A 26,818-nucleotide genomic window follows, 5' to 3' on the forward strand; every position below is an offset into this window, starting at 1 on the left:
CTTCTCCCGATTCCCAAGCCGGTCCAGGCTGCTGCGAGCTTCGCCTGGACCGTCCAGCCGGTCCTCTAGCGCGACGAGTTCTGCTTTCTTGCTTCTCACGTCGTCAACCCTTCGCTTCAGCCGAACGGCGGCTTGTTGAGCAGGTTCGGGGTGTTCCTGCCACGGGCCATCGGTTCTTCTCTCGAGGGGAGCGGTTCGTCCGCCGGAGTGGCGGCAGGTCTAGGCGTGCAGTGGCACCGTGTAGGTCGTTCTCGTCCTTCGGTCTTCAGACGGTGATCACGGCCTTCCCCGGGACGGCAGTGGTCGCTCCCCCGGAGATTGACAGCACGATCGCGGCGATGACAGGGCATGGGCGCGTTCTCAGGGTTCGACCGGGGAGATCCCTGACCAACCTCGGGGTCCTCGCTCAGAATCCGGCGACGCAGCACGCCACCCGCGGCCATGCCAGTCGCCACCCGCGCCCCGCGTGGCCTGCACGGGTTCGGGGTGAAAACCCAAGGACTGGCCCGCTACGGCCACCATCTGGCGTCGGCGGACTCGATGGCTTGGTCCTACGCCGCGCGCCGCCTCACCCCTGCCCGGCTCCACCGGACACAAGAACTGCGCCGACTGCATCCACTTCGCCACGCGGTGGCGGACACAGCTCCTGACCAGACTCGCGGCACGCGGCCACCAGACCGACCTGTTCGCGCCTGGTGTCCCGAAAGGAGAAGCGGCATGACCGGCCAGCGCACGCCCGTCCGAGTCCGGATGACCCGTGCCAAGCCCTGGCGCGACGATCACCCCGACGCGGTGATCGTCGCGCGGCCGACGCGGTGGGGGAACCCGTTCCCGGTTCGGGACGGAGACCGTGCCGAAGCGATTCGGCGGTTTCGCATCTACCTGAGCGAGCGGCCCGAGCTGGTGACCGCCGCACGACGCGAGCTGGCCGGGCGGGACCTGGCTTGGTGGTGTCCGCTCGACCAGCCGTGCCATGCCGACGTGCTGCTCGACGTCGCCAACCGGCCCGCCGCACCGGGGGAAGCGTCATGAGCGCTTTCGCCGTCGCCTTCGCCGCGCCCGAGCGTGGCGGTACCCGGCAGCTCGTCGGGTACCGGACGACCACCGTGGGACTGGTCGTCTTCGAGGCCCGCGACTGCGAGTTCCAGCCGCGCGAGCGGGTCTACCGGGTCGCGCACGTCCGGTCGGGGCTGCGGTTCCCGTTCTGCTTGGAGTCGGCTGAGGCGGCGCTCGCGTTCGCCAACAGCGCCCGGCGCTTCGGGGACTGGCAGCTCACAGGGACACCGCTCGCCCGCCGTATCGCTCTGCCGTACGTCCGTCGCCAGCTCATCGACCAAGCCCTGGCGGTCGGCGGACATGAGCACGAGGCTCACGGCGACCGCGTCGGTGAAGTCCACTCCGTGGACAACGGCCTCATCGCCTGATCCTTTCTGCCCATCGTGTCCGCCGACGGCCTGGTGCCGTCGGCGGACCCGTCTCGTCGGTCGTGACCGATAGAGAAACACCCGGGATGAGCAGATCCCGCCCGTTGCGGGTCATCGGCGGAGGCGATGACCGAGACCATCGAGTGGCCCTACGACCTGCGGCACGCCCGGCTGTCGATCTGGCTCAACGCCGGAATCTCCGACGCGCAAGTCGCCGAATGGGCGGGCAACAGCGTCCCGATCCTCCGGCGCGTCTACGCCAAGTGCCTGACCGACACGACCGAGCAACCCCTCGCCGAGCTCGGACGCGCGAAATCGCGGAGCGCCGAACTGCCGGGCGTGCTCGACTTCAAGGACGACGAGGCGCTCGACTCGCTGGAGGAGGCGTCCTGGTACGAACTGGCCGTCAGCTACATCGACTGCAAGTGGGACACGGTCAAGCAGACAACCAGGCGCAGCATCACAGAGGCATTGACGAAAGCGACCATCGCCGTCCTGCCGCGCTCGGGAGCTTGGCCGACCGACGTCCAGCTCGGCTCGGCGCTCTCTTCCTACGTGTTCAACCGTGACCGCCGGTCGCAGGACCCAGAGCAGCACGAGGCGGTCATCGCCTGGATCGAGGAGCACTCGCCGCCCACCATTGCGCTCCGGGACCCAGAACGGCTCGGGACCGTCCTGGCACACCTCGGACGTCGCCTCGACGGGCAGCCGGCGTCCGCGGCCGTCGCCGCCCGGCGGCGGTCCACTCTGTTCAACGTCTTCGAGTTCGCCGTCCGGGAACGGCTGCTGCCGAGCAACCCGCTTCTCTTCCGTTCCCGGACGGGCGCGGAATCCGGGTCACGCATGGCCCGGTCAGCCGTAGAAAGCCGTAGGCAACCGGAAAGCAGAAAACGGCCCCTCCCGGCGTTCGCGCTGGTGAGGGGCCGTTTTGCGTGTGTGGCGGGTGCAGGGTTCGAACCTGCGTAGGCTAAGCCGACGGATTTACAGTCCGCTCCCATTGGCCACTCGGGCAACCCGCCGTGGCGTCGCTTTCGCGACGGCACTGGAAAGGATAGCGGACGGCGCGGGTGGTCGTGACATCAGGTGTGGACGCGGAGGAGGACGGGCCAGGTCTGGGGGCCGACGACGCCGTCCTGGTGGACCTTGCCCCACTTCTGGACGGCGCGGACGGCCTTCTCGGTGGCGTCGTCGAAGCGGCCCGTGACCTTGATGTCGGGGTGGGAGCGGGCCTGGAGGAGGGCTTGTACCGTCTCGACGTGCTCGCCGCGGGCGCCTTTGGCGAGTTCGGGGAGCTTCTTCACCATCGACTCCGTCCAGTTGGCGTCGTAGGAGGGGCGGCCGAAGCCGGCGATCACGCCGGCGGCGCGGACGCGGCGGCGTACCGCGTTGCCGGTGTTGGCCTCGATCGTCTGGAGGCGTCCGCCGCCCAGGTTCTTCTCGACGACGCCGACGTGGTCCACGGCGTCGATCGAGTTGGACGTCCCCCAGTCGAAGAACACGATGTCGCCGGGCTTGGCGTCGCGGACGTTGTCGGTCGTCCCGGCGTGCCAGGTGCCGGCTTTGCGGAAGTCCTCGGCGTGGTAGACGGTGTAGGCGCGGTCGCCGCCGGGCAGGACGGCGTCGGCGTTGCCCGAGTGGCGGGCCCAGTACGTGATCGCCATGTCGCACCAGGACGCCGTCAGGTACTCCTTGCCGTGCCGGGCCGCGTAGGAGCGCGTGATCGCGTTCGGACGCCCCTTGAGGCCGAGGGACTTGCGGGCCTCGGCGAGCATGGACGAGTGGGTCGCGTCCTGGCGGGCGCCAAGAATGTCGCGTTCGTCGGGCTCGGTGGACCGGTGCGCGTCCGGATGGGCGTCCACTTTGTCCAGATGCTTCACTTCCTTGCGCTTTGTCTGCCTCATCGGGCCTCCGGGGTCACTTCGGGGGACTGATCAACCAGCGCGGCAAGCCGTTCGTCACCAGGCGTGCCCTCCCCGCCGCCACCGCACACGCACCCCGGAGGTGACGGCTCGCTACCCTGAGCGGATGCGTCGCGGCGCATCGGCACCCGCCGGACCGAACGTTTTTCCAGCGAGGAGACCCCATGGCAGATAGCAGTTTCGACATCGTTTCGAAGCTCGACCGGCAGGAGGTCGACAACGCCCTCAACCAGGCGGCCAAGGAGGTCGCGAACCGGTTCGACTTCCGCAACGTCGACGCCGGGATCAAGTGGTCGGGCGAGGCGATCGACATTCAGGCCAACTCCGAGGAGCGCGCCAAGGCCGTCCTGGAGGTCCTGCGCGACAAGCTCGTCAAGCGCGGCATCTCGCTGAAGGCGATCGACCCGGGCGAGCCGAAGGCGCAGGGGAAGATCTACAAGCTCGGCGTCGCGCTCAAGGAGGGCATCTCCCAGGAGGACGCCAAGAAGATCGGCAAGATCATCCGGGATGAGGGGCCGAAGGGCGTCAAGGCGCAGATCCAGGGCGACGAGCTGCGCGTGTCGGCCAAGAAGAAGGACGACCTCCAGGGCGTCATCTCCCTGCTCAAAGGCAAGGATTTGGACGTCGCCCTCCAGTTCGTCAACTACCGCTGAGCGGCGTCCCCCGGCCGTCGCAGGCGGGGCACTCCGCGCCCCGGTGCAGGCCCGAACCCCGGCAGAGCGGGCAGAACCTGGTCCGCTCGGGGGTGCGGAGCATCTCGTCCCACGCCGCGCGGATCGAGGCGGGCTCGCCGCCGTAGGGGACGCTGCCGCCGTACATGCCCGTCCCGCTGGAGGCGACCTCGCCGCCTCGCGGGGACTGGGGCGACGGGATGTGCCGGTGCCGGTCGCCGCGCTCCATGACTCGCCTCCTCGGGTGACCGCTCCGAGCCTGGGGCAGCGCGGTCCGGCGGTCAACCCGATCGGGAGAACAGCGCGGGACGGCTTCTTGTCACCTGAGTGAGCGTCCGGGCCGCCGGCGTCGTCGGCGGCGGCCCGCCCGCCCGGGGAGCGCGCCGGTCCCTCCCCCGCAGAAGGTCCGGCGCGCTCGTTGTCTCTGACGCGGCGGGACGCGCGATGGTTCGGATCAGCCCGCGATCCGCCCGTCGCCGAACTGCTCCAGGTCGCGGGCGAGCGCGGCGAGGTCCAGGTCGAGGACGCGGGCGAGCGCGGCGACGGTGAAGAACGCCGGGACGGCGATGGCCCCGCGTTCGATCTTGCGGAGCGTGTCGAGCGAGATCCCGGCCGCGGTGGCGACGGCGGCGGCGCTGCGCGGGCCGCGCGCGGCGCGCAGGACCCTGCCGAGCGCGCGTCCCCGGTCGCGCTGTTCGGCGGTGAGCGGTCGGCGAACCATATGGACGATTTTATTACCGGTATTAAAATCCACGGCATGGTGGCCTACCGAAGCCCACGCGAGTGGGAGATCATGCGCGAGGCGGGCCGGGTCGTCGCCCACGCGCTCCGCGCGGCCCGGGACGCGGCGGGCGCCGGCGTCCAGTTGCGCGAGCTGGACGCGATCGCGGCCAAGACGATCGCGGCGATGGGCGCGGAGCCCGCCTTCCTGCACTACCACCCGTCGTGGGCGCCGGCCCCCTACCCGGCGACGATCGGGGTCTCGGTGAACGACGTGGCCGTCCACGGCGTCCCGGACGGCCGGACGCTGCGCGCCGGGGACCTGGTCTCGCTGAACTGCGGCGCGTCCGTGCGCGGCTACCACGGGGACGCGGCGGTGACGTTCACGGTCGGGGCGCCGTCCGCCGCCGACCGCCGCCTCATCGAGGTCGCCGAGGAGTGCCTGGCCAGGGCGATCGCGCGGGCGGTGCCGGGGAACCGGCTCGGCGACGTCGCGCACGCGGTCGAGAGCACCGCCCGCGCGGCCGGGTTCGGCGTCGTGGAGGGCTCGGGCGGCCACGGCATCGGGACGGCGATGCACGAGGAGCCGCAGGTCGCCAACACGGGCCGTCCGGGCCGGGGCCTGCGCATCCGGCCGGGCCTGACGATCGCGATCGAGCCGATGATCAGCGCCGGACGCGACGGCAGCCGCGTGCTGGCGGACGGCTGGTCGGTCGCGACGCGGGACGGCAGTCGCGCGGCGCACGTCGAGCACTCGGTCGCGGTGACCGAGGACGGCCCGGTCGTCCTGACGCTGCCCTAGCCCCGTCCGGCCATGCGCTCCAGCCGGGCGATGCGGTCGGCGGTCGGCGGATGGGTGGAGAACAGGCGGCCGATGCCCGCGCCCCGGAACGGGTTGGCGATCATCAGCGAGCTGGTGGTGGCGAGCTGCGGGTCCTGCGGGAGCGGCAGCGCGCGGACACCGGCCTCGATCTTGCGGAGCGCGGACGCGAGCGCCAGCGGGTCCCCGGTGAGCCGCGCGCCGGACGCGTCGGCCTGGTACTCGCGGGTGCGGCTGACGGCCATCTGGACGACGGCCGCGGCGACCGGCCCGAGCACGAGCATGAGCAGGGCGCCGACGATGCCCGGCCCGTCGTCGTCCTCGGACCGTCCGATCGGCAGGAAGATCGCGAGCTGGGACAGGTAGGTGATGACGGTCGCGATCCCGGCCGCCACCGACGCGATGAGGATGTCGCGGTTGTAGACGTGGGAGAGTTCGTGGCCGAGGACGGCGCGCAGTTCCCGTTCGTCCAGCATGCGCAGGATGCCGCGCGTGCAGCAGACGGCGGCGTTGCGCGGGTTGCGTCCGGTCGCGAACGCGTTGGGCTGCGCGGTCTCGGAGACATAGAGGCGGGGCATGGGACGGCGTGCGGCGACCGACAGCTCCCGGACGAGCCGGTACAGCACCGGCGCCTCGACCTCGCCGACCGGATGGGCGCGCATCGAGCGCAACGCGATCCGGTCGCTGAGGAAGTAGGCGGCGCCGTTGACGCCGAGGGCGAGGAGCAGCGCGAGGAAGAGCCCGGACCCGCGTCCGAACGCCCAGCCCGCCACCAGCATCAACGCCGAGAGCGCAGCGATCAGCGCCGCCGTCTTGACGCCGTTGAACCGCACGTCCCCGACCTCCCCGCAGCGAGTTCCGAACCACTCAGGCAACGGGTTGACCAGGTGAAATGTTCCCGAATCAGGTGACCGAGGTCACGGCCTGCAACACGAGCTGCGGCGCGACCGACAGCACGACGGCGCCGGCGGCGGCGGCCCCGACGGCGAACCGGACGGGCAGCCCAGGGACGGCGGTGGCGTAGGGCCGTCCGGTCGGCTCGCCGAACAGCAGAACGGCCCAGCGCAGGTAGTAGAACAGCCCGATCACGGTGTTGAGCGCCATGATCACGGCGAGCCAGGTCGCCCCGCCCGCGACCGTCGAGCGGAACACGACGACCTTGGCGAACAGGCCCATCACGCCGGGCGGCAGGCCCGCGAGGCAGATGAGGAAGAAGGCGAGCGCGGCGGCGACGGCGGGGCTGCGGCGGCCGAGGCCCCGGAAGTCCTCCAGGGCGTCCGTGCGGCCGGACGCGCCGGACCGGCGGCGGAACCCGACGACGACCGCGAACGCGCCGAGGTTCATCACCGCGTAGAGCGCGACGTAGGCGGTGGTGGCGGCGACGGCCTCGGGCAGCCGGTGCGCGCCGGACGCCAGCGGCGCGAGCATGTACCCCGACTGCGCGACCGACGACCAGGCCAGCAGCCGGATCGCGGTGCCCTGCCGGAGCGCGAGGAGGTTGCCGAGCGTCATGGTCAGCGCGGCCATGACCCCGACGAGCGGCCCCCAGACGTGCCCGTAGGCGGGGAAGCCGAGCGCGAGGACGATCACGAGCCCGGCGAACCCGGCGGCCTTGGAGATCACCGACAGGAACGCGGCGACGGGCAGCGGGGCGCCCTGGTAGACGTCCGGCGCCCAGAAGTGGAACGGGACGGCCGCGACCTTGAACCCGAACCCGGCGAGCACCAGCATGATCCCGACGCCCGCGACGGGGTCCAGGTCGGACGGCAGTTTCGCGAGCGCGGGCGCGATGCGGTCCAGGTGCATCGCGCCGGTCGCGCCGTAGACGAGGCTGACGCCGAACAGCATCACGGCCGACGACACGACCGACACGAGGAACAGCTTGATCGCGGCCTCGGACGCGACGCCGTCGTAGCGGCGCAGCGCGACCAGCGCGAACACCGGCAGCGACAGCGTCTCCAGCGCGACGACGAGCAGCACGAGATCGCGGGCGGCCACCAGCGTGACGGCGCCGGTGACGGCCGACAGCAGCAGGAAGTGGTACTCCCCCGCCGGGATCCGGGAGTCGGTGATCTCGCGCAGCGACAGCAGGACGACGATCACGGCGGCGGTGAGGACGACGCCCTGGAACAGCAGCGTGAAGTCGTCCGCGACGTAGGAACAGGACGCGGGCCCGGAGCCGCGCAGCCCGCCCGGCACGCAGAACGTGGCGCGCCGCTCCCCGGCGGCGAGAGCGATCACCGCGACGAGCGCGGCGCCGAACGCCGAGCCCGTCACGAGCCCGAGGACGCGGCGCGCGACCCCGAACGCGTCCGCGACGAGCACGGCCAGCGCGGCGACGGCGAGGATCAGCGGCGGCGCGACGGCCGCGTAGTCGATGCCCTGGATCATGCGTCAGCCACCTCCGAGCAGCGCGCGCACCGGGCCGGTGGTCACGTCGAGCAGGGTCTTCGGCCAGAGCCCGACGAGCAGGGTCCCGGCGACGAGCGGCGCCCACGCGGCGTACTCGACGGCGGAGATCCGCGCCGCGCCGGCCGGGACGTGCTCGCGCGGCGTCCCGTGGGTGAGGCCGCTCAGCAGCCGCAGGAAGTACGCGGCGGTCAGGACGGCCCCGAGCCCGGCGACGGCCATGAACGCGATGAACGTCCCGCGCGGCAGGGCGGCGTGCGGACGGTAGGCGCCGAGCAGCGCGAGCATCTCGCCCCAGAACCCGGCGAGGCCGGGCAGTCCGAGGCTGGCGACGGCGGCGAAGGTGAGCGTCCCGGCCAGGCGCGGCGCGGACGACAGCAGGCCGCCGCCGAGTTCGCGCAGGTCCCCGGTGCCGTACCGCTCCTTGACCGATCCGGCGACGAAGAACAGCAGCCCGGTGATGAGGCCGTGCGCGATGTTGCCGAACAGGGCCGCGTTGACGCCGACGGGCGTGAGCGTCGCGATGCCGAGCAGCACGAACCCCATGTGCCCGACGGACGAGAACGCGATCAGCCGCTTGAGGTCGGTCTGCGCGAGGCACGCCAGCGCGCCGTACACGATGCCGACGACCGCGAACAGGCCGAGCCACGGCGCCCAGTAGGCCGCGCCGTGCGGGACGGACGGCAGCGCCACGCGGATGATGCCGTACGTGCCCATCTTGAGCAGCGCCCCCGCGAGCAGCACCGACCCCACGGTCGGGGCCTCGGTGTGCGCGTCGGGGAGCCAGGTGTGCAGCGGCCACATCGGCGTCTTGACCGCGAACCCGAGGCCCATCAGCAGGAACGCGCCGATCTGGACGCCGTGGCTCAGCCCCGCGCCGTGCCGGGCGGCGAGCTGGGTCATGTCGAGCGTCCCGGCCTTGACGCCGACGAGCAGCATCCCGACCAGCAGCAGCCCGGAACCGAACAGCGTGTAGAGGATGAACTTGCGCGCGGCGGCGGCGCGTCCCGGCCCGCCCCAGACTGCGATGACCGCGTACATCGGGATCAGGACGACCTCGAAGAACACGAAGAACAGCACGAGGTCGAGCGCGGTGAACGTGCCGAGCATCCCGACTTCGAGGACGAGCAGGAGCCCGGTGAGCAGCCGCGTCCGTCCCCCGGCGGGCGCGTGCCGCGCGAGGTGGACGAAGCACAGGAACGTCAGCAGCGCGGTGAGCACGACGAGCGGGAGCGAGATGCCGTCCACGCCGAGGTGGAACCGCAGCCCGATCGAGGACGCCCAGGACCGGTTCACGCCGAGCTGCGTCCGCGACCCGGCGCCGTAGTCGAACACGGCGGCCGTGCAGACCGCGACGAGCAGCGTCGCGCCGGACACGGCCGCGCCGAACCGGGCGACGGCCGCGTCGCCGGGCAGGAACCGGCCCGCCGGGACGAGCAGCGCGAGCGCGCCGAGCAGCGGCAGCGCCGTCAGCAGCACCAGGATCACAGGAAGACCACCACCACGGCGACGATGACGACGACCCCGGCGAGGACGCCGGTGAGATAGGACTGCGGGTCGCCGCCGCCGGGCCGCCGGACGACGTCGGCGAGCCGGCGGGTGAGGCGGGCGGTGCCGGTGACGGCGCCGTCGACGTCCTGGCGGTCCACGACGGCGACGCCGCGGGCGAGCCGCCGGACGGGCCGGACGATCGCCGCCGCGTACAGCTCGTCCACCAGGAACGCGCGGGCGAACACGGGCCGGACGCGGCCGAGGACGCGCGCGGGGTCGGCCGCCGGGTCGCGCCTCCACACCAGGTAGGTCGCGGCGGCGCCGGCCGCGAGCAGCGCGACGCCGAGCAGGGCCGACACCGGGTGCGGGCGCAGCTCGTCCGCGCCGAGCCCGAAGAACCCGAGGATCGCGGCGGGGACGGCGAGCACGGCGATCGTCCAGGACATGGCGCGCGGCGCCTCGCGCGGCTCGCCCGTCCCCCGGTAGTCACCGAAGAACGTCAGCAGCCAGGCGCGCATCGCGTACGCGGCGGTGAGCGCGACGGTCAGCAGCAGCGCGAGATAGATCAGCCACGCGATCCCCGTGGGGATGGTGGGGACGATGCGGAAGTCGGTCGCGACGACGATCTGCCCCGGCTTCACGTACGGGGAGACGCCTTCCCTGAGCCCGGAGATCGCCTCGTGCGGTCCCGCCGCCGGAAGGCCGTGCTCCAGCTCGCCGCCGTGCGTGGCGGCGTGCTGGGCGCCCTCGATGACGGCGTCCTTGCTGAACCAGCCGCTCACCGGCGGGACGCCCGCGAGCGCCGCGAACCCGACCGTCATCGCGGCGAACGTCAGCGGCATCCGGGTGCGCAGCCCGCCGTGCCCGGCGAGCAGGTTGGTGCCGGTCACGAAGATCACGCAGCCGGCCGCGAGGAACAGCACCGCCTTGAACGCGCCGTGCGCGACGAGATGGAAGATCGCCGCCGACTTCGCGCCGACCGCCAGGCCCGCCGCCATCACGGCGAGCTGGCTGATCGTGGAGTAGGCGAGGACGCGTTTCAGGTCGTCCTGGGCCAGGGCCGCGAGCGCCGCGCCGACCATCGACACGACCGCGAGGACGCCGAGCACCGCCAGCGCGGCGGGGGCCGCCAGGTACAGCGGGTAGAGGCGCGCGACGACGTAGATCCCGGCCGCGACCATCGTGGCCGCGTGGATGAGCGCGCTGATCGGCGTCGGGCCGGCCATCGCGTCCGGGAGCCAGGTGTGCAGCGGGAACTGGGCGCTCTTGCCCGCGACGCCCGCGAGCAGCAGCAGCGCCGCCGCGACGAGCGTCCCGTGCGGCAGGACGTCCAGCCGCCCCAGCAGCGTCGGGATGTCGAACGTGGACGCGCCGACGCCGAGGACCAGGATCCCGATGAGGAACCCGACGTCGCCGAGCCGCGTCACCAGGAACGCCTTCACGGCCGCGCGGGAGTTCGCGCGGTCCTCCCAGTGGTGGCCGATGAGGAAGTACGAGCAGACGCCCATGATCTCCCAGCCGACGTACAGCAGCAGGAGGTCGCGGGAGAACACCACGAGCAGCATCGCGGCGGTGAACAGCGACACGAACGCGGCGTAGGACGAGTAGCGCGGGTCCTTCGCCATGTACGCGACGGAGTAGAGCTGCACCGCGACCGCGACCGCGCAGACGAGCACGCCGAGCAGCGCGGCCAGCCCGTCCACCTGGAACGCGACGCGGATCGGCACCGCGCCGGTCTCCACGACCGTCAGCGCGCCCGAGCGCGGGTGCGGCGAGCGCCACAGCGTCAGCCCGACGATCGCGGCGAGGACGAACGCGGCGCCCGCCGGGACGCAGGCGAGCAGCGCGGGGCCGTTGCGCAGCCCGAACCGGGCGGCGGCGGGCGGGGTGGCGCCTTCCTGGACCGCGTCGGGGTCGGCACCGGCTTCCGCTTCGGTGACGACAGTGTGGCCTTCGGGTGCGGCGGTCGCGGGCGCGCCGCCGAGCAGCCGCGTCACGCGGGGGCCGGCGAGCAGCCCGGCGACGGCGGCGGCGAACGGCAGCAGCACGATCAGCACGGCGAGGACGATCACCGGCCCGCCTCCACGGTCTCGGCGGCGTCCTCGGGGTTCTCGGCGTCCTCGCGCAGGGCGGTCAGCTCGTCCACGTCCACGGTGCTCCGGTTGCGGTAGACGAGCAGGACGATCGCGAGCCCCAGCCCGATCTCCGCCGCCGCGATCACGATCGTGAAGAGCGTGAGGACCTGGCCGCCGTGCAGCCGGTCCCGCCACCAGACGTCGAACGCGACGAGGTTGAGGTTCACCGCGTTCAGCATCAGCTCGACGGCCATCAGCACGAGGATCGCGTTGCGCCGGGCGAGGACCCCGTACACGCCGACGGAGAACAGCAACGCCGACAGCACGGCCGGATAGACGATGTGCATCAGTCGCCGTCCTTCGGGCCGATGTCCGTCCGGGACAGGACGATCGCGCCGACGAGCGCCGCGAGCAGCAGCACCGAGGCGACCTCGAACGGCAGCACCCACGTCCGGAACAGGCTGGAGCCGAGCGCGTCCGCGCTGCCGCCGCCCGCGCGGACGTCCTTGTGGGCGTAGCCGAAGCCGAGGACGACCGTCGTGACGAGCAGCGCGGCGGTCGCGACGGCGACGACCAGCGCGACCCAGCGGTTCTCCGAGTCCAGGCCGTCGCCGGGGCCGATCGGCGCGCGGGTCAGCATGATGCCGAACAGCAGCAGCACGACGACCGCGCCGACGTAGACCAGCACCTGCACCCACGCGACGAACTCGGCGGTCAGCACCAGGTAGGAGCCGGCGAGGCCGCCGAACGCGACGACCAGCCACAGCGCGGCGTGGACGATCTGCCGCGTCGTCACGCACAGCACGCCCCCGCCGAGCGCGACGGCGCCGAGCAGCACGAGCACGACGTCCTGCCCGGTCACGTCTTCCTCCCCGGGCCGGCACCGCGGGCGGCCGCCTTCTCGGCGGCGGCGATCTCCTTGGGCGGCTCGCCGGCCGGGTCGTGCGCCTGCGGCGGCGGGACGGTCCACATCCACTCGCGGAGCCGTTCCTTCTCGTGCGTCAGCTCGGCGATGTCGTACTCGGCGTACTCGAACTCCGGCGACCAGAACAGCGCGTCGAACGGGCACACCTCGACGCAGATCCCGCAGTACATGCACAGCGAGAAGTCGATGGCGAACCGGTCGAGGACGTTGCGGCTGCGCGCCCGTCCGCCGCCCTCGGCGGGCAGCGTCTCCTTGTGGGAGTCGATGTAGATGCACCAGTCCGGGCACTCGCGCGCGCAGAGCATGCAGACGGTGCAGTTCTCCTCGAAGAGCGCGATCACGCCCCTGCTCCGGGGCGGCAGATCGGGCTGCACCTCCGGGTACTGGCGCGTGATCGTGCGCCGCGTCATCGTCCGCAACGTGACGGCCAGCCCCTTGGCCAGCCCGCCTCCTGGTAGCCGTCCCACGGTGGACATGATGGCGTACCCGGGGGTCCCCCGGTGCGCGCCGGGGGTGGGTACCGGCCGTCCCGCCGGTCTCACGGGCACCGTCCGCGCAGGTGGAACCACGTTCCGTGCGTCCCGACAAATCGGTCCATGAGGTGCATTCAGCCCAGCACGACGCGCAGCACGCCGGTCAGGGCGAGCTGCGCGAGCGCCAGCGGGACGAGCCAGCCCCACGCGAGCTTCTGGAGCTGGTCCTCGCGCATCCGGGGGTAGCTGACGCGCAGCCAGATCACGATGAACGCCAGCGCGAACACCTTGACCAGCAGCCACAGCCAGCCGAGTTCGGCGTCCAGGAACGGGCCGCGCCAGCCGCCGAGGAACAGCACGGCCGTCAGCGCCGACAGCACCACGATCCCGGCGTACTCGGCGAGCAGGAAGAACGCGAACCGCAGCCCGCCGTACTCGGTGTACGGGCCGAGGATGATCTCCGAGTCCGCCAGCGGCATGTCGAACGGCGGACGCCGCAGCTCCGCCAGGCCCGCGACGAAGAACACCACGAGCCCGATCGCCTGCCACGGCAGCCAGTACCAGTGCCACGCCTCGGCGATCCCCGACAGCGACAGCGTGCCGGCCGCCATCGCCGCCGACGACGCCGCGAACACCATCGGCAGCTCGTAGGACATGAGCTGCGCCGCGATCCGCATCCCGCCGAGCAGCGAGTACTTGTTCGCGCTCGACCAGCCCGCCATGATCGCGCCGATCACGCCGATCCCCATCACCGCGAGCGCGAAGAACAGGCCGAGCCCGAGGTCCAGGACGACCTGGCCGTCCGGCCCGACCGGGATCACCAGCAGCACCAGCAGATACGGGACGATCGCGACCGCCGGGGCCAGCTTGAAGACCGTCCGGTCGGCGGCGGCCGGGACGACGTCCTCCTTCTGCGCGAACTTCACGCCGTCGGCGACGAGCTGCGCCCAGCCGTGGAACCCGCCCGCGTACATCGGGCCGAGCCGGCCCTGCATGTGCGCCATCACCTTGTGCTCGGCCTGCCCGACGAGCAGCGGCAGCACGCCGAACGCGGCGGCGACGGCCGCGAGCTTGAGCACGATCTCCAGCAGTTCAGGCATGGGGACCCCAGTCGTCGGGCACGCCCGGCGGGCGCACGCGGCGGCGGCTCGGCGCGCCGTGGCCGGACTCGCCGGGCTCCTTGGCGCCCGGCCACGCCTTGGCGACGCGGGACGCGAGCACGAAGTCCTTGCGCAGCGGGTTCCCCTCGAACCCGTCCGGCAGCAGCAGCGGGACGAGATGGGGATGGCCCGTGAACTCGATCCCGAACATCTCGAACGTCTCGCGCTCGTGCCACGCCGCGCCCCGGTACACGCCGGTCGCGGTGGGCAGCGCCGGGTAGGCGCGCGGGACGCGGGTGCGGACGAGCAGGTGGTGCCGCTCCTCCAGCGAGTACACGTGCGCGACGACGGCGAAGCCCTCGTCCATCTCGTCCACGCCGGTCAGCCAGTCGAAGAAGCCGCAGGACAGCTCGTCGCGCGCGAACGTCAGCGCGTCGATCCAGCGGTCGGCGGGCACCCCGACCGACAGGCCGCCGTGGGTCGCCTCGGTGGTGACGTCGTCGGCGAACCGATCCGTCCAGACGACGGCCAGCGGGTGCGGCGGCTCCGGCGGCTCCTCCGGCTCGGCGGGCTCCGCCGGCTCGTCGGTCACGGGTTCCCCCGCTCGTCGTCGGCCAGGCCGGGAATGATCGTCGGGTCGTGGGTCTCGTCGGTCTCGTCGGCGACGACCGCGAGCGGCGTGGTCACGTCGTCCGGCCCGGCCGGCTCCGGCGGCGGGGGCGGCGTGACGAGCGGACGGCGCAGCACCGTCGCCTCCAGCACGCGCGGCGCGGGCGCGGGCGCGACCGGCTCGCCGTCCCCGGAGTAGCGCTCGCCGAGCGACTCGGCCGCGATCTTCTCCTGGAGCTTGACGATCCCGTGCAGCAGCGCCTCGGGACGCGGCGGGCAGCCCGGCACGTACACGTCCACCGGGATGATCTGGTCCACGCCCTTGGTGACGCAGTAGGAGTCCCAGTACGGGCCGCCGCAGTTGGAGCACGCGCCGAACGAGATCACGTACTTCGGCTCGGGCATCTGCTCGTACAGCCGCTTGATCGCGGGCGCCATCTTGTCGCTGACCGTCCCCGAGACGACCATGAGGTCGGCCTGCCGGGGGCCGGGCGCGAACGGGATGACGCCGAGCCGGATGAAGTCGTGCCGGCTCATGGACGTCGCGATGAACTCGATCGCGCAGCACGCCAGCCCGAAGTTGAACACCCAGAGGGAGTAGCGGCGTCCCCAGTTGAGGACGAACCGCATGGGCTTCGGGGCGATCCGCGACAACGGCCCGATGCCGGGGGGCGGCAGGTCGACGGCGCTCACGACGGCGCGCTCCTACGGACGGTAGCGTTCACGCGCGCCATTGTTGCAGCACCCGGGCACCGTGCCCACGGGCCGGGCCACCGGTCAGACCCAGGACAGGACGCCCTTGCGGCCCGCGTAGAGCAGCCCGACGGCGAGGAAGCCCAGGAAGACGAACATCTCGGCGAGCGTCGTCCCACCGAATCCGGGCGCCGAGAACACCGTCGCCCAGGGGAACAGGAACACCGCGTCCACCGCGAACACCACGTAGAGGTAGGCGAACACGTAGTAACGGACGTAAGACTGCGCCCAGTGGTCGCCGACCGGGTCGACGCCGCACTCGTAGGTCGTCAGTTTCTCGGCGGTCGGCAGCGCCGGGCGGAGCAGCCGGTTCGCGGCCAGCCCGCCGCCGACGAGCGCGCCGCCGATCACGGCCAGCGCCGCGAAGATGGCGTAACCGTCGAAATAGTCGCCCACCTGTGACCTCCCGGAGTACCTGCGTACAGCAGTATCCCGAACATCACGAGGTTGTCGCGAAGTGGGACACCCCTGAACCGGGCGAACACGGGACGCGTCTTTTGATGCAGACTAGACGTGCATTTTGGGGTCAGATGACCTGGAAGGACGTGACCGGATGAGCAACCCGCCGCCTCCCCCCGGCTGGGAACCGCCGGGCGGCTCCTCATGGCCGCCGCCCCCGCCGCCGGCCGGGGGTCCGCAGAACCCCGGCGCGCCCGGCGGCGGACCACCGCCGGGCCAGGGATTCGGCGGCGGCCCGCCGCCGCCCGGTCCCGGCTTCGGCGGTCCCGGCACCCCGCCGCCGTTCTACGGCCCCGGCGGACCGCAGCCCGGCCCGCCGGCCAAGCGCGGCATGGGCGGCGGCGCGATCGCCGCCATCATCGTCGGCGCGCTCGTGGTGATCGTCGCGCTCGCGGTGGTCGTCGTGGTGGTCGTGGCGTCCGGCGGCAAGTCGCCGAAAGAGCAGCTCACCGCCGCCGCCGACAAGGTCGCCGCCGCGCGGGCCCTCACCTACAAGGGCAGCATCACCAGCGGCTCCGACACCCTCCAGGGCGAGCTGACCGTCACCAAGGGCGGGCGCGCGACCGGCCCGATCACCTGGGACGGCTCGCAGGTCACCCTGCTGGCGGCCGACGACAAGACCTTCATCAAGGCCGACTCGACCTACTGGAAGGACAAGGTCACCAGCACCAGCGACCCGTCCTGGTTCCTCAGCGGGCAGCAGTGGGGCAAGCTCGACTCGTCCGACCTCACGGTGAACTTCAAGACGTCGCTGACCCCGACCGTCATCGCCGACAAGCTGCGCGAGGCCGCGCGCCTCAACCGCAAGCCGGTGAAGACGACGAACGGCGGCCGCAAGGCGCTGAAGTTCACGACCGGGTCCGCGACGCTGTACCTGACCGACAGCGACGACCCCGAGCTGATCCGCTACGAGAGCCTGTTCCCCCGCGTCCAGGCCGACGTCACGGTCGCCGACAACTCGGTGATCAGCGACATGCGGCAGGAGATGAGCCAGCTCGGCGACTCCTTCGACGTCTCCTCGCGCCCGTCGATCGCGCAGTGGAAGAAGGGGAACTGCAACAGCACGTCCGGGTGCCTGGTCGAGGCGCAGGTCCGTCCCCCGGCGGGGCTGGACGGCCCGACCGAGATCCAGCTCCGGTTCAACATCACCGCCTTCACCCTCACCGGCCGGGACCTCGGCAACTGCACCGCCAAGGTCACCGTCACCGGCGACTCGCCGGTGTGGACGCGCTGCGAGATCGTCAGCTCGGCCTGGACGGACTGGGCGAAGAAGGGCGGCACCTTCTACAAGCACGTCGAGTACAAGGTCGCCGGCGTGTCCAGCTCCGACATCCAGACCATGCAGACGAACCTGGACCAGGAGTAACGCGCGACACGAGTGCCGGACGGCCCGGGGAACCCCGGATCGTCCGGCATTCTTGTGCCCGCACAGTGTCGGTTGCGAGCGAGGAGAGCGATCCATGACGGCAGGGCGCGCCGGATGACGACCGTCCCTCCCCCGCCCTCCGACGGCTCCTGGACCCTCCCACCCAACGAGCCCCCACCCACCGTCCCCTCCCGGCCCGCGAACGGCCATCGTCCGCACGCGCAGCCCGCGCAAGACCAGCCGTTCTACGGCCGGCCGCCGCACGAGCGGTTCGGGCAGCCGCGCGAGCAGGCGTTGTACGGCGACGCGGCTTTCGGGCAGCCGCCGGTCGAGTTGCCGCCGCTGCCCTACCGGCCGGGCGGACGGCCCCGGAAGGCGCGCCGGCGGCTGCTGCTCGGCGTCGTCGCCCTCGCCGTGGTCGCGGGCGGAGCCGGGGCCGGGGCACTGCTGGTCTCGTCCGACGGGAAGCCCGGGCGGCACGCGGCGCCGGCCCAGCGCGTCCCGGCCACCTGGGCGCCCGCGGCGAGGCAGGCGATCAACGCGCTGGACGCCGTCCGGTTCGACACGACGCTCACCCGGGGCGGCGAGCCCGTCCGGATCCGGCTCGGCGTCACCCGGCAGGGCTCGGCGACCGGCACGATCACGGCCGCCGGGACGACCGCCGACCTCGTCTCCGTCGGCGGCGCGACCTACCTCAAGGCCGGGGAGAGCTTCTGGCGCGCGCAGCCGGGCGCGGCGCGTCCCGACGACTACGCGGGCCGCTGGACGAAGGCGCCCGCGTCCGTCTTCGGGGTGGACGTCCGGAAGATCCTGGCCCCGCGCGCCATCGCCGCCGCCCTGGCCGGGAACCCGCGCGTGACGGCGGCGACCGCGCCGGGCGGCGTCCCGGCGTACCGGGTGCGGACGCGCCGCGCCGACTACCTGATCGCGCGCACGGCCCCGTTCGGCCTGCTCGCCGTCCGGGCGGCCGGGCACGGCGACCCGCTCTTGACCGCGACGCCGCGCGACGACGCCCCGGCCGTCCGCAAGGAGATCCGCACGCGCGTCGCGGCGCTCGGCGGCGCCGTCGACCCGGCGCTGCGCTTCTCCACCAGTGCGCTCTCCTTCCTCGCCTGCGACCAGAACGTCAACGGCTGCACGGTCAGCGTCCCGGCCGCGCTGAGCGCCCCCGGGACCGTCCCGCCGGACGCGCGGGCCGAACTGCACGCCACCGTCACCGCCGAGGGCGCGGCGCTCGGCTCCTGCGCGGCGTCGGCCGCCGTGCCCCGCGACCGGTCGCTGGTGCTGCGCTGCACCGTCACGAGCCGGGGCTGGCGGACCTGGATGCGGCGCGCGATGGACACGCCCGGCCGCCACCCGTACGCGGCGAACGCCCGCGTCCTCGGGCTCGCCGTCGCGCCCGGCGACGTCGCGCGCCTGCTCAGGGCGGTCGACGCCGAGCGCTAGCCCGTTGAGCGAACGGGGGCCGGTGCGAGGGCGTCAGTGTCGGCTTATCTATAGTTCGGTGCGTGATTTTCCCGCTCGCGGGGACTGTCGCGGGTTGGACGAGCCCGGGCGGGAACCGCCCGGCCGCCGGGTGACGCTTCGGCCCCCCGGCCCTCCCGTTCCCCGCTGAGACCACCGGTCCCCCGACATACCATGAAGGCAAGCCTAAGCAGCGTCCGTTCCCCGGGTGCCTCCCCTGGGACGGACGCCGCGCGTCGAGGAGGTCTTCCTCTGTGACCAAGCAGGTCGAGCAGCTCGACCGCGTCATCATCCGCTTCGCCGGCGACTCCGGCGACGGCATGCAACTGACCGGCGATCGCTTCACCCAGGAGACGGCGGCGTTCGGCAACGACTTGTCGACGCTGCCGAACTTCCCCGCCGAAATCCGCGCCCCCGCCGGGACCCTGCCCGGCGTGTCCAGTTTCCAGCTCCACTTCGCCGACCACGACATCCTCACACCGGGCGACGCCCCGGACGTCCTGGTCGCCATGAACCCGGCCGCCCTCAAGGCCAACCTCGGGGACCTCCCCCGCGGGGCGGACCTGATCGTCAACACCGACGAGTTCACCAAGCGCAACCTCGCCAAGGTCGGCTACGCGGCCGACCCGGTGGAGGACGGCTCGCTCGCGGAGTTCCGCGTCCACGCGCTGCCGCTGACCTCGATGACGGTGACCGCCCTCACCGGCTACGAGATCTCCAAGAAGGACGCCGAGCGCGCGAAGAACATGTTCACGCTCGGCCTTCTGTCCTGGCTGTACCACCGTCCCACCGAGGGGACGCTCGCCTTTCTCGAACGGAAGTTCGCGAAGAAGCCCGAGATCATGAAGGCGAACGTGGCGGCGTTCCAGGCGGGCTGGAATTACGGCGAGACGACGGAGGCGTTCTCCGTCCAGTACCAGGTCAAGCCCGCCGAGCACGCGCCCGGCCTGTACCGCAACATCACCGGGAACGTGGCTTTGGCGTACGGGATCGTCGCGGCGGGGCAGCGCAGCGGGCTGCCGGTGTACCTCGGGTCGTACCCGATCACGCCGGCGTCCGACATCCTGCACGAGCTGTCCAAGCACAAGCGGTTCGGCGTGAGAACGTTCCAGGCCGAGGACGAGATCGCGGCCGTCGGCGCCGCGCTCGGAGCGTCGTTCGGCGGGTCGCTGGGCGTGACGACGACGTCCGGGCCGGGCATCGCGCTGAAGTCCGAGACGATCGGGCTGGCCGTGGCGACCGAGCTGCCGCTGCTGGTCATCGACGTGCAGCGGTCCGGGCCGTCCACCGGGATGCCCACCAAGACCGAGCAGGCGGACCTGCTCCAGGCGATGCACGGCCGCAACGGCGAGGCGCCGGTCCCGGTGATCGCGCCGAAGTCCCCGTCGGACTGCTTCGACGCGGCCCTGGAGGCGGCCCGGATCGCGGTGAAGTACCGCACTCCGGTCATCCTGCTGTCGGACGGCTACCTCGCCAACGGCTCCGAGCCCTGGAAGCTGCCCGAGGTGGACACGCTCCCGGTCATCGAGCCCGGCTTCGCCGCGCCCGACCAGGAGGACTTCCAGCCGTTCGCGCGCGACCCGCAGACGCTGGCGCGGCCGTGGGCCGTCCCCGGCACGCCGGGGCTGGAGCACCGCATCGGCGGCCTGGAGAAGGCGGACGGTTCGGGCAACATCTCCTACGACCCGGCCAACCACGACCGCATGACGCGGCTGCGGCAGGCCAAGGTGGACGGCATCGCCGCCGACATCGAGCCGCTCGCGGTGGACGACCCGTCCGGCGCGGCGCGGGTGCTCGTCCTCGGCTGGGGCGGGACGTTCGGGGCGATCTCGGCCGCCGTCCGTGAGGTGCGCGCGGCGGGCGGGCTCGTCGCGCAGGCGCATCTGCGGCATCTCAACCCGTTCCCGGCCAACCTCGAACCGGTCCTGCGCTCCTACGACCGTGTCGTGGTGCCCGAGATCAACCTGGGCCAGCTCGCGCTGCTGCTGCGCGGCCGGTTCCTCATCGACGTCATCAGCTACAACCAGGTGCGCGGCCTGCCCTTCAAGTCCGAGGAGCTGGCCGGTGTGCTGCGGGATGTGATCGACCGTGACTGAGCTTCTGAACGGGAACGGCGCGCTGTCGCTCGTGCCGAAGGCCGACGGCAAGCAGAGCCTTAAAGATTTCAAGACCGACCAGGAAGTCCGCTGGTGCCCGGGTTGCGGGGACTACGCGATCCTCGCGGCCGTCCAGTCGTTCCTGCCCGAGCTGGGCCTGCGCCGGGAGAACATCACGTTCGTGTCCGGCATCGGGTGCTCGTCCCGGTTCCCGTACTACATGAACACCTATGGGTTCCACTCGATCCACGGGCGGGCCCCGGCCATCGCGACGGGGCTGGCGACGTCCCGTCCGGACCTGTCGGTGTGGGTCGTCACCGGGGACGGCGACGCGCTGTCCATCGGCGGCAACCACCTGATCCACGCGCTGCGCCGCAACGTCAACCTGAAGATCCTGCTGTTCAACAACCGGATCTACGGGCTGACCAAGGGGCAGTACTCGCCCACGTCCGAGACCGGCAAGATCACCAAGTCGACGCCGATGGGCTCGCTGGACGCGCCGTTCAACCCGCTGTCGCTGGCGATCGGCGCGGAGGGCACGTTCGTCGCCCGGACGATCGACTCCGACCGCAAGCACCTCCAGTCGGTGCTGCGGGCGGCGGCGCAGCACCGGGGCACCGCGCTGGTGGAGATCTACCAGAACTGCAACATCTTCAACGACGGCGCGTTCGACCCGCTGAAGGACCCGGCCGTCCGGGACGACATCACGGTGCGGCTGGAGCACGGGCAGCCGATCGTGTTCGGGGCGGACGGGCAGAAGGCGCTGCGCCGGACGCGGTCGGGGTCGTTCGAGGTCGTGGCGACCGCCGACGTGGACCCGGCGGAGATCGCCGTCCACGACGCGCACCACCCCGACCCGTCGCAGGCGTTCGCCCTGTCGCGGCTGGACTCCCCGGCGTTCGAGCACACGCCGATCGGGATCTTCCGCGACGTGGACCGTCCGTCCTACGACGAGCTGTTCCGCGACCAGGTGGACGAGGCCGTGCAGCGGCAGGGCCCCGGCGACCTGGCCGAGCTGCTCCGCAGCGGCGACACCTGGCGCGTCTAGCAGAGTCGCGAGGGCTCCATCCCGCACCGGGATGGAGCCTTTCGCGCTCCGGACGCGCACCTGGGTGAATTGCAGACGGCCGTCCAGATGTGGTTGTGTCCCCGGACGAGCGCGTACTTGAAGGGCATCAGGGGATTCGTTCCCTGACGGCCCACCTCAGCCGGGGAACGCGTTCTCCCGCGGGAGAACGCGAGCGCGCAGGCTGCACCGCAGCGAGCTCTGCGAGCGAGGATGCTGCGTGCGCGCCCGGCGGGGGGTTCCAGGGGAGTCGCTACCCCTGGGTTATACGGAGGTGATGATGCGGGTCGGTTCGCGGCGGAGCAGGCGGGTGGGCACGCCGAAGGCGGCTCCCGCGCCGGAACGGTCCCTGCCCGGCGACCCGTCGTCCCCGGCGGACGAGCCGTCCCCGGCCGGCGACGAGGCGGCGCGGCGCCGGGAGCGGTCGGTGCAGCGCCAGCGCGCGGCGGCCGACCTCAAGCGCGCCCGCGCGGGCGTGCGCCCGCCGCGCATGAGCCGGGCGAACGCCGAGCGGGCGGCGCGCGAGCACCGGGCGGCGCTGCTGGTGATGGTGGTGACGCTGGTCCTGCTGATCGCGGCGGTCGCGGTGACGGGCGGGATCCTCGTGGCGCGGATGCAGTCCAAGCCGATCGTGCTGGCGTCCCCGTTGCTGATCTATCCGGTGACGCAGACGACGGCGGGCCAGTGCCCGGCGGGGACGCAGGGCATGACGGGCCAGTCGGTGTCGGGCCTGACGTGCTACCAGCTCGCGCAGGGCATCACGATCCGGCGGGTGTCGGACCTGCACGTCCAGAAGGGCCGGACGGGCCAGGCCTACGACGTGGCGCTGACGCTGCGCGCGGCGGACCGGTCGGCGTTCGGGCGGCTGACGCGCGGGATGGTCGGCCGTGATCTGGCGTTCGTCGTCGGCGGGCGGCTGGTGACGGCGCCGCGCGTGGACATGCCCATCACCGACGGCAAGGTCGTCATCACGGGCCCGGTGAACCGCGCGGCGGCGGCGCTGCTGGCGCGGCAGTTGCGGGGCAGTTGATCACGTCTCCCGGACGGCCTGGATCTCCAGTTCGACGTTGAGGCTCTCACCGACGGCCGCGATGCCCGCTTCGAGGATCTGGTTGTAGCGGATGCCGTAGTCGGCGCGGCGCAGCGCGGTGGTGGCGCGGAACGCGGCGCGGACGCCGCCCCACGGGTCGGGTCCGGCGCCGAGATAGGCGAGGTCGAGGTCGGCCGGACGGGTGACGCCGTTGAGCGTGAGTCGTCCGTGGACGGTCCAGCGGTCGGTTCCGGCGGGCGTCAGCCCGTCGCCCGCGTAGTCGATGTACGGGTGTTCGGCGACGTTGAGGAAGTCGGCGGAGCGCAGATGGTCGTCGCGGAGCGCGGTGCCGGTGTCGATGCTCGCCGCCTCGATGCGGGCGCGGACGGTCGAGTGCTCGACGGGGTCGGCGATCTCGACGCGTCCGGCGAACGTCCCGAACCGTCCCCGGACGCTGGACAGCCCGAGGTGGCGGGCGACGGCCGCGACGGTCGAGTGGTCGGGGTCGATCGTCCAGGCGCCGGGGGCGGGGAGGTCGCCGCCCGCGCGGGCGAGCACGATCGCGCCGAGGTCGCCGCCGGACGCCGTGACGATCACGGTGCGGGCGGCGGGCGCGTAGCCGGGGGCGGTGACGATCGCGGTGTAGGTCCCGGCGGGCGGGGCGGGCGCGGCGGTGACGCCGTCGGCGGCGGCGCGGACGCGGGCGGTCTGGCGTCCGGCCCGGTCGGTGAGGGTCAGGACGGCGTGCGGCACGGGCCAGCCGTCGCGGGTGCGGACGGCGGCGCGCAGTCTCGCATCCATGCTCAGGCCTCCGGGTGGGCGAGCCGGACGTCGTGCGCGTCGGTTCCGGCGCCGTCCAGGGTCAGCGCGGTCGCGGCCGGCGGGTAACCGGCGGCGATCACGGTGTACGGGCCGCCGGCGAGGTCGGTGAACGCGTAGGCGCCGTCGGGGCCGGTGAGCGTGCGGGCGACGACGTTCCCGGCGCCGTCCAGCAGGGTGACACTCGCGTCACCGAGCGGGGAGCCGGACGGGCCGCGCACGGTGCCGCCAAGGTGCGCGCCGTCGGGCAGGTCCACGTCGCGGCGGGTCCGGCCGCGCACCTCGACGGGGAGCGCGGCGGGCCGGTGCCCGTCGGCGCTGACGGCGAGGGTATAGGCGCCGGTGGCGAGGTCGGTGACGGTGTACGCGCCGTCCGGGCCGGTGCGGGCGGTGCCGACGACCTCACCGCGCACGTCGGTGACGACGACGGTCGCGGCCGGGACCGGCGTTCCGGCACGTCCCCGGACGATTCCGGCGAGCCCGCCGCCGCCCGCGAGCAGCAGGTCGAACACGACCGGGCGGTCGCCGACGGCGAGGGTCGCGGCCTGCGGCTCGTGCCCGGACGTCGCGGCGATCAGCACGTAGGTGGCGGGGCCGGGGGTGGGCAGGGCGTAGGCGCCGTCCGTCCCGGTGACGGCGCGGCCGAGCTGGCGTCCGCCGGCGTCGATGAGGGTGAGCGCGACGTCCGGGATGGGCGTTCCGTCCGCGTCCCGGACCGTCCCGCCGATGGACGCGCCGTCCGGCGGAAGGGCGACGTGGGGCGCGGGGGCCGGCTCGGAGGCCCGGGCCGCGCCGCGCAGTGGCAGTTCCTTCAGCCCGAGGACGGCGAGGAACCCGACGAGCGCGATGGGGACGCCCACGAGGAACACCGTCTCCAGCGCATCGGTGAAGGAGTGCACGACGAGCCCGTGGAACGGTTCGGGCAGATGGCGGATCGCGGCGGGCGAGCCGAGGCTCGTGCCGCCCGGCGGCGGGGCGATGTGCAGGGAGCGCAGGCCGTCCGCCAGCTCGTCGCGGAGCCGGTTGTTGAGGATCGCGCCGAACGCCGCGACGCCCATCGAGCCGCCGAGGTTGCGGAAGAAGGAGACGCCGGACGTGGTCGCGGCGAGGTCCTTCAGCCCGGCGGCATTCTGCGCGGCGAGGATGAGGATCTGGAGCGTCAGGCCGAGGCCCGCGCCGAGCACGGCGACGTCCGCGCCGATGACGACCGTGCTCGTGCCGACGTGCAGCCGCGACAGCAGGACCATCGACGTCGCGACGAGCACCAGCCCGGCGACGGGGAACGCCTTCCAGCGGCCGAGGCGCGTCACGATCTGCCCGGAGAAGGTGGACGTCACGAACATCGCGAGGACCATCGGCAGCGTCATCAGCCCGGACTTGGTCGGGCTCATGCCCTTGACGATCTGGAAGTACTGCGGCAGGTAGATCATCGCGCCGAACATCGCGCAGCCGACGGCCAGGGACGCGACGGACGCCAGCACGAACGTCCGGTTGCGGAACAGGCGCGGCGGCAGGATCGGGTCGCGGGCGATGCGCTCGGCGACGATCGCGAGGATCGCGAGGACGACCGCCGCGCCGAGCAGCCCGTACGTCCAGGCCGACCGCCAGGGGAACTGGTCGCCGCCGAGGGACAGGACGAGCACGAGCAGCGCCGCGCTGCCGGTGATGGTGAACGCGCCGAGGACGTCCACGCGGGTGTCGCGGCGGACCTTCGGCAGCTTGAGCACGCGCTGGATGACCAGGAACGCGACGACCGCGAGCGGGACGCAGACGTAGAAGCACCAGCGCCAGCCGAGGCCGTCGGCGTCCACGATGAACCCGCCGAGCAGCGGCCCGGCGACGGTCGAGACGCCGAAGACCGCGCCCATGTACCCGGCGTACCGGCCGCGCTGGCGAGGCGGGACGACGTCGCCGAGGATGACCTGCGCGAGCGCGGTCAGGCCGCCGACGCCGAGGCCCTGGACGGCGCGGGCGGCGATCAGCTCGCCCATGTTCTGCGCGAGCCCGGCGCAGACGGACGCGATGACGAAGATCACCAGGGCCGTCTGGAACGTCAGCTTGCGTCCGAAGATGTCGGAGAGCTTGCCCCACAACGGCGTGGACGCCGTCATGGTCAGCAGCGACGCGCTCGCGACCAGCGCGAGCTGATCCTGCCCGCCGAGGTCGCCGACGATCGTCGGCAGGGCCGTGCCGACGACGGACGTCGAGATCATCGCGGTCAGCATCGCCATCATCAGCCCGGAGAGGATCTCCAGGATGCGGCGGTGCGAGTACTCCGGCGCGGCGTCCGGGACCGTCCCCGGCTTCGTCGGCCGCTCCGTGTTCGCCTGCGTCACGCGGCTGCTCCCCACTCGATTACCTGTGTTCTGCACATATTATGTAGCCGATTGTTTACTTGCAAGCGGGGAGATAATCGTCACGTGACAGGCACCGTCCACCAGGCGCGTCCGCGCCGGGACCGGGAGGCCACGCGCCGCCGGATCCTCGACGCCGCACGCGACCTCTTCGGGACGCAGGGCTATGACACCGTGACGCTTCGGATGATCGGGACGGCGGCGGACGCCAATCCCGCGCTCGTCAACCGGTACTTCGGCACCAAGGCGCAACTGTTCGCCGAAGTGATCGAGGACGAGTCGACGCTCCCCCAGGCCATCGCGGGCGACCCCGCCGGGCTGCCGCGCCGGCTGGCCGAGCACGTCGTCCGGCAGGTGCGCAGCCGTCCGCAGTCGCGCTTCCCGCGCATCGTGGACCGTTCGATCGGCGACCCGGAGGTCCAGCGCGTGCTGAGCGAGTACATGACCGAGCGGGTCATCGAACCGCTCGCCGCGCAGCTCTCCGGGCCGGACGCGCGGGCGCGGGCGACGCTGGCGGCCGTCCTCGTCATGGGCGGGGCGCCGGCGCGGCGGCTCATCGGCATCGACGTGCTCCAGGACGACCCGGCGGACCTGGCCCGGCGGCTGACCGCGATGTTCACCGCCGCGCTTTTCTGACACCGTCGGACAAAGCGGGCGCCAGGTCCTCCTTTCGTCGCTTCCGAGGTCAACCGTGCGTCGTACATCGGCGCCGCGCCTACCGTTCCAGTCGCAAGCGAAGTCCCGACCGCAGGCCGATGGGGACCGCTCCGCGGCC

27 protein-coding genes, 1 tRNA gene and 1 pseudogene are annotated in these 26,818 nt (G+C 72.5%); 12 read left to right on the forward strand and 17 right to left on the reverse strand.

Going from position 1 to position 26,818, the window contains the following annotated elements; translation table 11 throughout:
• Positions 1 to 441 precede the first annotated feature (441 nt).
• The 4 genes and pseudogenes from BTM25_RS31015 to BTM25_RS30815 form a co-directional block, all read left to right on the forward strand.
• A pseudogene (locus BTM25_RS31015) lies at positions 442 to 564 on the forward strand (deazapurine DNA modification protein DpdA family protein); the annotation flags it as partial.
• A 153-nt stretch (positions 565 to 717) separates the two neighbouring features.
• Positions 718 to 1,032 (forward strand): DUF4326 domain-containing protein, encoded by a 315-nt coding sequence (locus tag BTM25_RS20490; RefSeq protein WP_103564431.1) that lies wholly within the window; start codon positions 718 to 720, stop codon positions 1,030 to 1,032.
• Entirely contained in the window at positions 1,029 to 1,424 is a 396-nt protein-coding gene (locus BTM25_RS20495; RefSeq protein ID WP_103564432.1) for a hypothetical protein, read from the forward strand. Before BTM25_RS20490 ends, BTM25_RS20495 begins: the two co-directional genes overlap by 4 nt.
• 126 nt (positions 1,425 to 1,550) lie before the next feature.
• Positions 1,551 to 2,390, forward strand: coding sequence for a hypothetical protein (locus BTM25_RS30815; RefSeq protein ID WP_103564433.1), 840 nt, complete (start codon positions 1,551 to 1,553; stop codon positions 2,388 to 2,390).
• Here BTM25_RS30815 and BTM25_RS20505 read toward each other — a convergent pair.
• Together BTM25_RS20505 and BTM25_RS20510 are read right to left on the reverse strand one after the other, a co-directional pair.
• Positions 2,362 to 2,443: transfer RNA gene (locus BTM25_RS20505), tRNA-Tyr, on the reverse strand. The two genes, BTM25_RS30815 and BTM25_RS20505, sit on opposite strands and share 29 nt — an antisense overlap.
• 60 nt (positions 2,444 to 2,503) lie before the next feature.
• Complete coding sequence (locus BTM25_RS20510) at positions 2,504 to 3,325, reverse strand: peptidoglycan-binding protein (protein ID WP_168212171.1); 822 nt, start codon at positions 3,323 to 3,325, stop codon at positions 2,504 to 2,506.
• Positions 3,326 to 3,507: 182 nt separating this feature from the next.
• Between BTM25_RS20510 and BTM25_RS20515 the strand changes: the two genes are divergently transcribed.
• Positions 3,508 to 3,996 (forward strand): YajQ family cyclic di-GMP-binding protein, encoded by a 489-nt coding sequence (locus BTM25_RS20515; RefSeq protein WP_103564434.1) that lies wholly within the window; start codon positions 3,508 to 3,510, stop codon positions 3,994 to 3,996.
• Here BTM25_RS20515 and BTM25_RS20520 read toward each other — a convergent pair.
• Together BTM25_RS20520 and BTM25_RS20525 are read right to left on the reverse strand one after the other, a co-directional pair.
• On the reverse strand, positions 3,983 to 4,243 hold the full coding sequence (locus BTM25_RS20520; protein ID WP_103564435.1) for a hypothetical protein: 261 nt from the start codon (positions 4,241 to 4,243) through the stop codon (positions 3,983 to 3,985). The genes BTM25_RS20515 and BTM25_RS20520 overlap by 14 nt on opposite strands.
• A 225-nt stretch (positions 4,244 to 4,468) precedes the next feature.
• A complete protein-coding gene (locus tag BTM25_RS20525; protein ID WP_103564436.1) occupies positions 4,469 to 4,735 on the reverse strand; it encodes a helix-turn-helix domain-containing protein in 267 nt (88 codons plus the stop codon).
• A gap of 36 nt (positions 4,736 to 4,771) precedes the next feature.
• Here BTM25_RS20525 and map point away from each other — a divergent pair, with 36 nt between their 5' ends.
• Positions 4,772 to 5,536 (forward strand): type I methionyl aminopeptidase, encoded by a 765-nt coding sequence (gene map / locus BTM25_RS20530; RefSeq protein ID WP_103564437.1) that lies wholly within the window; start codon positions 4,772 to 4,774, stop codon positions 5,534 to 5,536.
• On the opposite strand, the gene htpX is transcribed toward map, so the two are convergent.
• The 11 genes from htpX to BTM25_RS20585 form a co-directional block, all read right to left on the reverse strand.
• The gene (gene htpX, locus BTM25_RS20535; protein ID WP_103564438.1) at positions 5,533 to 6,387 is read right to left on the reverse strand and encodes a zinc metalloprotease HtpX; all 855 of its coding nucleotides are present in this window, start codon (positions 6,385 to 6,387) and stop codon (positions 5,533 to 5,535) included. The genes map and htpX overlap by 4 nt on opposite strands.
• 70 nt (positions 6,388 to 6,457) lie before the next feature.
• Entirely contained in the window at positions 6,458 to 7,945 is a 1,488-nt protein-coding gene (locus BTM25_RS20540; RefSeq protein ID WP_103564439.1) for an NADH-quinone oxidoreductase subunit N, read from the reverse strand.
• A gap of 3 nt (positions 7,946 to 7,948) precedes the next feature.
• Positions 7,949 to 9,451, reverse strand: a complete 1,503-nt coding sequence (locus tag BTM25_RS20545; RefSeq protein ID WP_103564440.1) for a complex I subunit 4 family protein — start codon at positions 9,449 to 9,451, stop codon at positions 7,949 to 7,951.
• The gene (locus tag BTM25_RS20550; protein WP_103564441.1) at positions 9,448 to 11,526 is read right to left on the reverse strand and encodes an NADH-quinone oxidoreductase subunit 5 family protein; all 2,079 of its coding nucleotides are present in this window, start codon (positions 11,524 to 11,526) and stop codon (positions 9,448 to 9,450) included. The genes BTM25_RS20545 and BTM25_RS20550 overlap by 4 nt, the downstream gene beginning before the upstream one ends.
• A complete protein-coding gene (gene nuoK / locus BTM25_RS20555) occupies positions 11,523 to 11,876 on the reverse strand; it encodes an NADH-quinone oxidoreductase subunit NuoK (protein WP_103564442.1) in 354 nt (117 codons plus the stop codon). Before nuoK ends, BTM25_RS20550 begins: the two co-directional genes overlap by 4 nt.
• Positions 11,876 to 12,391, reverse strand: a complete 516-nt coding sequence (locus BTM25_RS20560; RefSeq protein ID WP_103564443.1) for an NADH-quinone oxidoreductase subunit J family protein — start codon at positions 12,389 to 12,391, stop codon at positions 11,876 to 11,878. Before BTM25_RS20560 ends, nuoK begins: the two co-directional genes overlap by 1 nt.
• Complete coding sequence (locus tag BTM25_RS20565; RefSeq protein WP_235828503.1) at positions 12,388 to 12,921, reverse strand: 4Fe-4S binding protein; 534 nt, start codon at positions 12,919 to 12,921, stop codon at positions 12,388 to 12,390. The genes BTM25_RS20560 and BTM25_RS20565 overlap by 4 nt, the downstream gene beginning before the upstream one ends.
• Positions 12,922 to 13,061: 140 nt before the next feature.
• Positions 13,062 to 14,027, reverse strand: coding sequence for a complex I subunit 1/NuoH family protein (locus BTM25_RS20570; RefSeq protein WP_103564445.1), 966 nt, complete (start codon positions 14,025 to 14,027; stop codon positions 13,062 to 13,064).
• A complete protein-coding gene (locus BTM25_RS20575) occupies positions 14,020 to 14,619 on the reverse strand; it encodes an NADH-quinone oxidoreductase subunit C (RefSeq protein ID WP_235828504.1) in 600 nt (199 codons plus the stop codon). The genes BTM25_RS20570 and BTM25_RS20575 overlap by 8 nt, the downstream gene beginning before the upstream one ends.
• Positions 14,616 to 15,329, reverse strand: a complete 714-nt coding sequence (locus tag BTM25_RS31020) for an NADH-quinone oxidoreductase subunit B (RefSeq protein ID WP_103564446.1) — start codon at positions 15,327 to 15,329, stop codon at positions 14,616 to 14,618. The genes BTM25_RS20575 and BTM25_RS31020 overlap by 4 nt, the downstream gene beginning before the upstream one ends.
• 84 nt (positions 15,330 to 15,413) lie before the next feature.
• Positions 15,414 to 15,785, reverse strand: coding sequence for an NADH-quinone oxidoreductase subunit A (locus BTM25_RS20585; RefSeq protein ID WP_103564447.1), 372 nt, complete (start codon positions 15,783 to 15,785; stop codon positions 15,414 to 15,416).
• Positions 15,786 to 15,942: 157 nt separating this feature from the next.
• Between BTM25_RS20585 and BTM25_RS20590 the strand changes: the two genes are divergently transcribed.
• From BTM25_RS20590 to BTM25_RS20610, 5 genes are all read left to right on the forward strand, one after another.
• Positions 15,943 to 17,214, forward strand: a complete 1,272-nt coding sequence (locus BTM25_RS20590) for a hypothetical protein (RefSeq protein WP_168212172.1) — start codon at positions 15,943 to 15,945, stop codon at positions 17,212 to 17,214.
• Between the two features lie 114 nt (positions 17,215 to 17,328).
• Positions 17,329 to 18,660, forward strand: a complete 1,332-nt coding sequence (locus BTM25_RS20595; RefSeq protein ID WP_103564448.1) for a hypothetical protein — start codon at positions 17,329 to 17,331, stop codon at positions 18,658 to 18,660.
• A 272-nt stretch (positions 18,661 to 18,932) separates the two neighbouring features.
• Positions 18,933 to 20,774: a 2-oxoacid:acceptor oxidoreductase subunit alpha gene (locus tag BTM25_RS20600; RefSeq protein ID WP_103564449.1), complete on the forward strand. Its 1,842-nt coding sequence runs from the start codon at positions 18,933 to 18,935 to the stop codon at positions 20,772 to 20,774.
• Positions 20,767 to 21,822, forward strand: a complete 1,056-nt coding sequence (locus BTM25_RS20605) for a 2-oxoacid:ferredoxin oxidoreductase subunit beta (protein WP_103564450.1) — start codon at positions 20,767 to 20,769, stop codon at positions 21,820 to 21,822. Before BTM25_RS20600 ends, BTM25_RS20605 begins: the two co-directional genes overlap by 8 nt.
• A 328-nt stretch (positions 21,823 to 22,150) precedes the next feature.
• Complete coding sequence (locus BTM25_RS20610; RefSeq protein WP_235828505.1) at positions 22,151 to 22,870, forward strand: SecDF P1 head subdomain-containing protein; 720 nt, start codon at positions 22,151 to 22,153, stop codon at positions 22,868 to 22,870.
• On the opposite strand, the gene BTM25_RS20615 is transcribed toward BTM25_RS20610, so the two are convergent.
• Positions 22,871 to 23,671, reverse strand: coding sequence for a YceI family protein (locus BTM25_RS20615; protein ID WP_103564451.1), 801 nt, complete (start codon positions 23,669 to 23,671; stop codon positions 22,871 to 22,873).
• Positions 23,672 to 23,673: 2 nt separating this feature from the next.
• Positions 23,674 to 26,025: an MFS transporter gene (locus BTM25_RS30430; RefSeq protein ID WP_205648166.1), complete on the reverse strand. Its 2,352-nt coding sequence runs from the start codon at positions 26,023 to 26,025 to the stop codon at positions 23,674 to 23,676.
• Between the two features lie 84 nt (positions 26,026 to 26,109).
• On the opposite strand from BTM25_RS30430, the gene BTM25_RS20625 reads away from it, so the two are divergent.
• Positions 26,110 to 26,679, forward strand: a complete 570-nt coding sequence (locus tag BTM25_RS20625) for a TetR/AcrR family transcriptional regulator (RefSeq protein ID WP_103564452.1) — start codon at positions 26,110 to 26,112, stop codon at positions 26,677 to 26,679.
• Positions 26,680 to 26,818 lie beyond the last annotated feature (139 nt).

The sequence above is a fragment of the Actinomadura rubteroloni genome (genome assembly GCF_002911665.1).
GTDB lineage: Bacteria > Actinomycetota > Actinomycetes > Streptosporangiales > Streptosporangiaceae > Spirillospora > Spirillospora rubteroloni.

What these genes read in the sequence shown, in the direction of transcription:
- BTM25_RS20540 (WP_103564439.1), bottom strand. Translation starts at nt 7,945, where the DNA reads ATGATCCAGGGCATCGACTACGCGGCCGTCGCGCCGCCGCTGATCCTC.
- BTM25_RS20520 (WP_103564435.1), bottom strand. Translation starts at nt 4,243, where the DNA reads ATGGAGCGCGGCGACCGGCACCGGCACATCCCGTCGCCCCAGTCCCCG.
- BTM25_RS20490 (WP_103564431.1), top strand. Translation starts at nt 718, where the DNA reads ATGACCGGCCAGCGCACGCCCGTCCGAGTCCGGATGACCCGTGCCAAG.
- BTM25_RS20495 (WP_103564432.1), top strand. Translation starts at nt 1,029, where the DNA reads ATGAGCGCTTTCGCCGTCGCCTTCGCCGCGCCCGAGCGTGGCGGTACC.
- BTM25_RS20595 (WP_103564448.1), top strand. Translation starts at nt 17,329, where the DNA reads ATGACGACCGTCCCTCCCCCGCCCTCCGACGGCTCCTGGACCCTCCCA.
- BTM25_RS20590 (WP_168212172.1), top strand. Translation starts at nt 15,943, where the DNA reads ATGAGCAACCCGCCGCCTCCCCCCGGCTGGGAACCGCCGGGCGGCTCC.
- BTM25_RS20525 (WP_103564436.1), bottom strand. Translation starts at nt 4,735, where the DNA reads ATGGTTCGCCGACCGCTCACCGCCGAACAGCGCGACCGGGGACGCGCG.
- nuoK (WP_103564442.1), bottom strand. Translation starts at nt 11,876, where the DNA reads ATGCACATCGTCTATCCGGCCGTGCTGTCGGCGTTGCTGTTCTCCGTC.
- map (WP_103564437.1), top strand. Translation starts at nt 4,772, where the DNA reads ATGGTGGCCTACCGAAGCCCACGCGAGTGGGAGATCATGCGCGAGGCG.
- BTM25_RS20515 (WP_103564434.1), top strand. Translation starts at nt 3,508, where the DNA reads ATGGCAGATAGCAGTTTCGACATCGTTTCGAAGCTCGACCGGCAGGAG.
- BTM25_RS20510 (WP_168212171.1), bottom strand. Translation starts at nt 3,325, where the DNA reads ATGAGGCAGACAAAGCGCAAGGAAGTGAAGCATCTGGACAAAGTGGAC.
- BTM25_RS20615 (WP_103564451.1), bottom strand. Translation starts at nt 23,671, where the DNA reads ATGGATGCGAGACTGCGCGCCGCCGTCCGCACCCGCGACGGCTGGCCC.
- BTM25_RS30815 (WP_103564433.1), top strand. Translation starts at nt 1,551, where the DNA reads ATGACCGAGACCATCGAGTGGCCCTACGACCTGCGGCACGCCCGGCTG.
- BTM25_RS20570 (WP_103564445.1), bottom strand. Translation starts at nt 14,027, where the DNA reads ATGCCTGAACTGCTGGAGATCGTGCTCAAGCTCGCGGCCGTCGCCGCC.